Here is a 6,320-nt window from a genome sequence, read left to right on the forward strand (position 1 = left end):
CTGGTGATGGGCGCGGTGGCGTCCTTTTCCCCGGAGGCCGAGCTGCCGCTGCTGGTGATCGAGGCGAGCGGGGTGTCGGCGTTCGACACACCCGCCCCGACGAGCGATGCCAGAGCGGCGGATCCGACGAGTGCGGCGACGGCAACCGCTTTCCGGCCTGTGCTGTTCTTCATGCGGGAACTTCCTGTGTCACTTGGGATATCTGGTATGCCGCGGCGAATGACACAGTAGGCCCGCCGATTTCGAATCCACCCGGCCCTTACGGATCTTCCCGAGAATTCACCACCGCCCGCGAGGGTGCTCGGGAGACGGCACAACGGAATCGGCGGACACGCCCCTGTGGGCCCGCCCCTCAGGTCGGGCCCACAGGGTCCGGAATCGTGTCACCGAATGTGCCGGTGGTCAGTCCAGGCCCTGGCTCAGACTCTCGGCGAACGCGTGCTCGGACTGGGACACACCCGAACAGGTGGGCTGTGCCGAGGTCCCGCCGTCCGCGCACTGCTTGTCGCGGGTGGCCGACCACATCGACAGCCACGCCAGGCCCTTGGACTTGGCGAAGGCGGCCACCTCGGCGGCGTCGTCGAGCGAGAACGTCTCACCGGCAACGTCGTTGACGCCGATCATCGGGGTGAGCGCGATCTTGTTCCAGGCATCGGAGACGCCCAGGGCCTTGGCCACCTGGGCCTGGGTGGCGGTGGCGGCGTCGGTGGCGTACTTGCCCATATCGCCGGTGTAGGACGGACCGTAGTCCATGGCCATGATGTTGACTGCCTCGATATCGACCCCGTTCTTCTTCGCGTCGGCGAGCAGGTCGACACCCGGCTGGGTCAGACCCTCGGGCATGACCGGCAGCGTGAACGAGACCTTCAGCCCGGGGTGGCTCTGCTGCAGCTTGGCCACGGCCTGGGCCCGGCGGGTGTTGGCGGCGGTATCCGGCAGCGCGCCACCTTCGATATCGAGATCGATCTTGGTGGCCTTGAACTGGTCGACCACCTTGCCGTAGGCGTCCGCGACGGCCTCGGCCGACGAGCACGTGGTGGCCAGCTCGCTACCGGCCTGGCCGCCGAAGGAGATGCGCACATCGCCCCCGGCCTTGCGCAGATCCTCGATCTGGTTGGCGGTGGCATTGCCACCGAGGTCGGTGGTGCCGCCCCACTTCGGCGTGCAGGATCCGCCGTCGGTGATGAAGGCGAGGTTGTACTCCTTGGCGCCGGTCGCCTGCGCATCGGCGACGAGGTCGAAGGCCGGGGTCAGCGACGTGTCGACATAGGGCGCGAATGTCGTTGTGCCACTGGAGCCTGCCGCCGGTGCTTCGGGGGTGCTCGGTGCGGCGCTGCCCGAGGTGCTCGGTGCCGGACTCGCCGACTCGGAGGTGCCGGGAGAGCCGCTGGCTCCGGGCGTATTCGTGCCGGACGGTGCGGGTGCCGGGGTTCCGGTACCGGACGGAGCCGAAGTGGCTGTGGGCGTTCCCGTCCCGGACGGCGCTTGCGTGGTGGTCGGTGAACCCGTACCCGAAGGCGCGGGTGTAGCGGTTCCCGAAGGCGCGGGAGTCGTGGTGGGGGCGGCGGATACCGTGGCGCTGAATCCGGCCAGCGCACCGGTGACTGCCAGCGAGGCGGCAAGGGTGCGCACGGTGCGGGGGAGCCGATTGCCGTGCGGGGCACGGGCGGCCCGCCGCCGTGGTGACGGCGAAGTTGGGGCGGACACGTTGTATTTCCTTCCTCATCAAGGTAATTCGATCGGGACCCCGTTATTCGCTAGCGACACAACAGATATCACACCGTGATCTGCACTGCACGCTTTATGAAAGCTGCGCTGGTCAGAGGTTCAGAAGCGGAAGTATCGGCCAGGATTCGGTGACATCGGCGCAATTGAGCCAATTGTTGCCGGTCTTACCGGTGTGACATACACGCGCTCCTCCGGCGCGCTAGTGTGTGCGCCGCAAGCTCGTCGCAAATCGAGAGGCTGGTCATGAAGTTCCCGGTGCTGAAAGTGGTAGGCGCCGCGGCGCTCCTGGGCTCCGCGTTGGTTTCCCTCCCCGTCGCCGCGCACGCCGCCGACGGCCCGGCCTCGATTCCCGCCTCCCCGCCGCAGCATTTCATCAATACCTCGCACGACGTACCCGGCGATTTCGGCGAGTACCGATACACGGTGCAGGTCGACACCGACGTGCAGACCGACAACATCTACTACGCGCATTACCTGTACGGACCCGACGGCACCGGGTTCTACTCCGGGATCCAGCCGCACACGACCGGGAAGGCCGGTGTCCGGTTCTCCTACTTCGGGCCGGGTGCCACACCGCTGCACGACAACTGCAAATCGGGTGCCGACAGCGGCAAGGGCGTCACGTGTGCCATCGATGATCTGGAGTATGCGAAGGGCCGCAAATACACGATCGCGGCAAAGCGGAGCAAGGACGCCGAGGGCATCTCCTACACCGGAACGATCACCGACGAATCCACGGGAAATACCCGCACCATCGGCGCCTGGCGACTCCCGTCGAGTTTCACGAAGTTCAACGACAGCGCCAATGCCTTCATCGAAAGGTTCAAGGGTATCGAATCCTGCGGCGATATTCCCGCAGTGCAGGTTTCGTACTCGAATGTGACCGCCGACGGCAAACCCATTGCGTTCGAACCAGAATCCCACACCGCGGGCAACAAACCCGGTTCGGGAATTTACACCTGCGGAGATGTTTCCGATTACACCGTGTCGACGGACGGTCCCGGCGGCTACGACGTCAAGTCCACGCCCGCTTCCTGATTCGCGCACCACAGCCGGTCTGCCGACGACCGGACGGCATTGCCGAACGCCGCGGCGCACCCTTGCTGCATGGTGCGCCGTGGCGGCGGCCGGAAGTTCCCGCTAGATACAGATGCTGATGCTTACCGGTCCCAGCGGGATGTTCAGGCAGATCGATACCGAGCCGAGGATGGGGAAGGCGACGTGTGGCATGTCCTGGTCCTTCGATAACACGGGCAGACGGCATCCACTCTTCGCCTGAGCCGGGGCGAGCGCAACTGTGAACAGTCCCGTATTTCAACGACATTCGGGACTGTCACCATGCGTCATCGCAGCTGTTCGATCACCTCGGCCATGGCGGTCAGGTGGTCTCCGGAGACCGTGAAATAGGTAATGGAGAACTCGTCGCGGTAGTGCCGCAGGGTGTCGGCGATGCCGGCGGCGGAACCGTGCACCACACCCGGCAGGTAGCGCAGTTGCGCCTCGGACAGGTCCGGATTGAACATGCGGGGGAGCGTCAGGTCGGCTTCGTGACCCTGCACGTCGACGGCCTGCAGCATCAGTCCGAGTTCGATATCCGCGAAACGCTCCCCGGCGGCGGTGCGGACGAATTCGACGCGGCGGGCGAGCGCGGCGGTGCCCGCCTCCTCGGAGTCGATATCGGGGCCGACGGGCACCCCGGCCAGCGACACGATGTCGGCGTGTTCGGCGGCCGTTCGCACCAGGCGGTCACCGCGCCCGGCCACCAGCAGCGGTATCTGCCGACCGACCGGTGGCTCATGTTCTTTCGCGAACAGGTCGCGGATATCGGTGATGGTCTGGGCCAGGTAGTCGATGCGCTGCCGACCGCTGGGGAACGGCAGTCCGGCGGCCTCGAATTCGGGCTTGGCGAAATCCGGCCCGGCGCCCAGGCCGAACTCGAACCGCCCTTCGGTCAGCAGGTCGGTGGTGGCGACGTCACGCGCCAGCAGCGCGGGCCGGTAGAAACCGGCATTGAGCACCATGGTGCCGACCCGCAGGCGGTCCGTCGCCTCGGCCATGGTGATCGCCGTGGGGAAGGGGGAGGTCATCCCGAGATGGTCGGCGATCTGGATCACGTCGTAGCCCAGATCCTCGGCCTGCCGTGCCCGGTCCCGCCATTCGGCGCGGGTGCCGGCGCCGCCGAAGCCCACGCCGAACCGGAAGTTACGCGGTGTCATACCTTTTCGATCTTCCACGCCTCGAGGCTACTCGCCGGGCGGCAGTTGCTCGGGTTCGCCGCCGACCGGACGCCACGACACGGTCTGCGGGCGATCAGTCCGCGAGTTCGGGCGGGAACCCTCCGGTGGCGACGGGTCCCCAGCGTTCGATGTCGATGCGCAACAGCGACTTGTTCTGGCGTGCCATGGCTTCGCGATATTCGGCCCAGTCCGGATGCTCGCCGGAGATGCCGCGGAAGTACTCGACCAGGCCGTCCAGGGCCTCCGGCATATCCAGCACCTCGGCGCGCCCGTCGACCTGCACGTAGGGCCCGTTCCAGTCGTCGGACAGAACGCAGATCGATACCTGCGGATCACGCCGCGCATTGCGGACTTTGGCGCGAGCCGGATACGTCGCCACCACGAGCCGCCCTTCGGGATCAATGCCGCAGGTCACCGGCGACAGCTGCGGCCGACCATCGCTGCGGGTGGTCACCAGAACCCCGCGATGGCGCGTGCGCAGGAATTCCAGCAGTTCGGCGCGTTCGACCGCGTCCGCGGTGGCAATGCGTGGCAAGGCGGTTCCTATCTCGTCGTGTCTGCGTACCGGTCCCCGGGCGTTGCCTGGATGCTATGACTTGGAGCTAACTCCAGGTCAAGCGCACCCCGCCTCCGGGTAACCCCTGATCTTTCCCCGATATCGGGTGTGACCTGGTGATTTTGGGGTGGGGTTGGGTCAGTATGGAGGGGTCGGGTCGCGCTGACCGCGGTTCGGAAACCTTCGGGAGGAAGTGGACATGTTCTGGAAGATCCTGGGCGTCGTCGCGCTCGTGTGGCTGGCGCTGATGGTGGTCGGCTGGCTGCTCAAGGCGCTGTTCCCGATCCTGATGATCAGCGCCGTGGTGTTCGGGCTGTACCTGCTGTACAAGGCGGTGTCGGGGTCGAACAAGTCGACGGTGAACAAGATGTAGACGTCCCTGTGCCAGGGATACGCGGGCCGCCCGGTCGAGAGACCGGGCGGCCCGCGCGCATGGTGCCGGGGTGCCGCGGACTGTTTGAATGGCGGTATGGAGCAGCTTCCCGAGGACTGGCAGCGCGGCCTGGTGATCGTCGCGCACCCCGACGACATCGAATACGGTGCGGCGGCGGCCGTCGCGCGGTGGACCAGGCAGGGCAAGGACATTCGGTATGTCCTGGTCACCAGCGGGGAGGCCGGGATCGCCGGGCTGCCGCCAGCGGAATCCGGACCGCTGCGCGAGGCGGAGGAGATCGCCTCGGCGAAGGTGGTCGGGGTGTCGGAGGTGGAGTTCCTGGGCTACCCCGACGGCCGCATCGAGGTATCGCTGGCGCTGCGGCGGGATCTGGCCGCGGCGATCCGGCGGCACCGGCCCGAACTGGTGGTGCTGTCCTACTTCGGCGACGCGTGGGGTTCCGGCTTCGCCAACAGCGCCGACCACCGCGCGGTGGGGCGTGCGGGCCTGGACGCGGTCTCCGACGCGGGCAACGAGTGGATCTTCCCCGAACTGGCCGATCTGCCGATCTGGTCGCCGCGCTGGGCCGCGGTGCTCGGGCCCGGCGCCACGCATGCCGTCGACGTCACCGACACGGTCGAGGTGGCGGTGGAATCCCTTGCCGCCCATGACCGTTACCTGTCGGCGCTGAGTCCCGAACCGGTCGCCGACCAGGCCCGCGCCGTCATCGAGATGACGACCGCGCCGCAGGAGGGGTTCGACGCCGAGCGGGCCGTGGGCTTCGAGCTGTACTACTTCGCCGGATAGCGCACGCTCCCAGGCGATTTCGTCCAACCGTGATCAGCATGTCCCCTGCTGCGCCGGGGCGAGTTGCGCTGCGGCGACGCGGGCGATGACCGGCCGCCAGCTTTCCACGGGCTCGACCCGCAGCCCGACCACCTTCCCGGCGTCGTCGGCCCGGCGCAGGGCGAGGGCCGCGGCGAAGTCCGGATCGGCCTCGAAGGCGGCGAGTTCGGCGGCGGTCATCGGGCCGCCCTGGGCGACCAATGTGCGTTTACTGGAGGCCGACAGATTCTCCGCATGCGCCGAATCCGTCGCGGCCAGATAGCGTTTCGCGACCACGTGCAGCTCCACCAGCCGGGCGACGCGGGGGCCGAGCAGCGGGCGCACCGCCGCGGCGCCGTGCCGCCCGTGTCCGGCGTCGTCGCCCGGTACGAGTGTGTGGCCGATATTGTGCAGCAGTCCCGCGACCTGTAGTTCCTCGTCGTCCGGGTGGTCGCGGCGCAGCAGTTCGGCGCATTGGCGGTCGTGATCGAGGATGTCGACGGGGTCGCCGGTGCGGTCGGGCATGTCCCAGACGTCCGCGCAGTCGGCCAGCAGGGTCATCACGTCGTCCACAGTCTCGATCGCTCGCATGGTGGCGAAG

Annotated in this window: 7 protein-coding genes; 3 read left to right on the forward strand and 4 right to left on the reverse strand. The window is 67.5% G+C overall.

Going from position 1 to position 6,320, the window contains the following annotated elements:
• Positions 1 to 402: 402 nt before the first annotated feature.
• Positions 403 to 1,707 (reverse strand): chitinase, encoded by a 1,305-nt coding sequence (locus NM1_RS38360; protein WP_084520448.1) that lies wholly within the window; start codon positions 1,705 to 1,707, stop codon positions 403 to 405.
• 264 nt (positions 1,708 to 1,971) lie between these two features.
• Between NM1_RS38360 and NM1_RS38365 the strand changes: the two genes are divergently transcribed.
• The gene (locus tag NM1_RS38365) at positions 1,972 to 2,766 is read left to right on the forward strand and encodes a DUF3472 domain-containing protein (RefSeq protein WP_068032262.1); all 795 of its coding nucleotides are present in this window, start codon (positions 1,972 to 1,974) and stop codon (positions 2,764 to 2,766) included.
• Between the two features lie 305 nt (positions 2,767 to 3,071).
• Here NM1_RS38365 and NM1_RS38370 read toward each other — a convergent pair whose 3' ends face one another.
• Positions 3,072 to 3,962 (reverse strand): TIGR03621 family F420-dependent LLM class oxidoreductase, encoded by an 891-nt coding sequence (locus NM1_RS38370; protein ID WP_246011743.1) that lies wholly within the window; start codon positions 3,960 to 3,962, stop codon positions 3,072 to 3,074.
• 76 nt (positions 3,963 to 4,038) lie between these two features.
• Complete coding sequence (locus NM1_RS38375; RefSeq protein ID WP_068032266.1) at positions 4,039 to 4,500, reverse strand: PPOX class F420-dependent oxidoreductase; 462 nt, start codon at positions 4,498 to 4,500, stop codon at positions 4,039 to 4,041.
• Between the two features lie 220 nt (positions 4,501 to 4,720).
• On the opposite strand from NM1_RS38375, the gene NM1_RS43235 reads away from it, so the two are divergent.
• Both NM1_RS43235 and NM1_RS38385 read left to right on the forward strand, forming a co-directional pair.
• On the forward strand, positions 4,721 to 4,894 hold the full coding sequence (locus NM1_RS43235; protein WP_169814397.1) for a hypothetical protein: 174 nt from the start codon (positions 4,721 to 4,723) through the stop codon (positions 4,892 to 4,894).
• 96 nt (positions 4,895 to 4,990) lie between these two features.
• Complete coding sequence (locus NM1_RS38385; protein WP_068032268.1) at positions 4,991 to 5,701, forward strand: PIG-L deacetylase family protein; 711 nt, start codon at positions 4,991 to 4,993, stop codon at positions 5,699 to 5,701.
• A 33-nt stretch (positions 5,702 to 5,734) separates the two neighbouring features.
• On the opposite strand, the gene NM1_RS38390 is transcribed toward NM1_RS38385, so the two are convergent.
• Positions 5,735 to 6,310, reverse strand: coding sequence for an HD domain-containing protein (locus tag NM1_RS38390; RefSeq protein ID WP_068032271.1), 576 nt, complete (start codon positions 6,308 to 6,310; stop codon positions 5,735 to 5,737).
• Between the last annotated feature and the right edge of the window lie 10 nt (positions 6,311 to 6,320).

This window comes from Nocardia mexicana NBRC 108244, from assembly GCF_001613165.1.
In the GTDB taxonomy this organism is placed as follows: domain Bacteria; phylum Actinomycetota; class Actinomycetes; order Mycobacteriales; family Mycobacteriaceae; genus Nocardia; species Nocardia mexicana.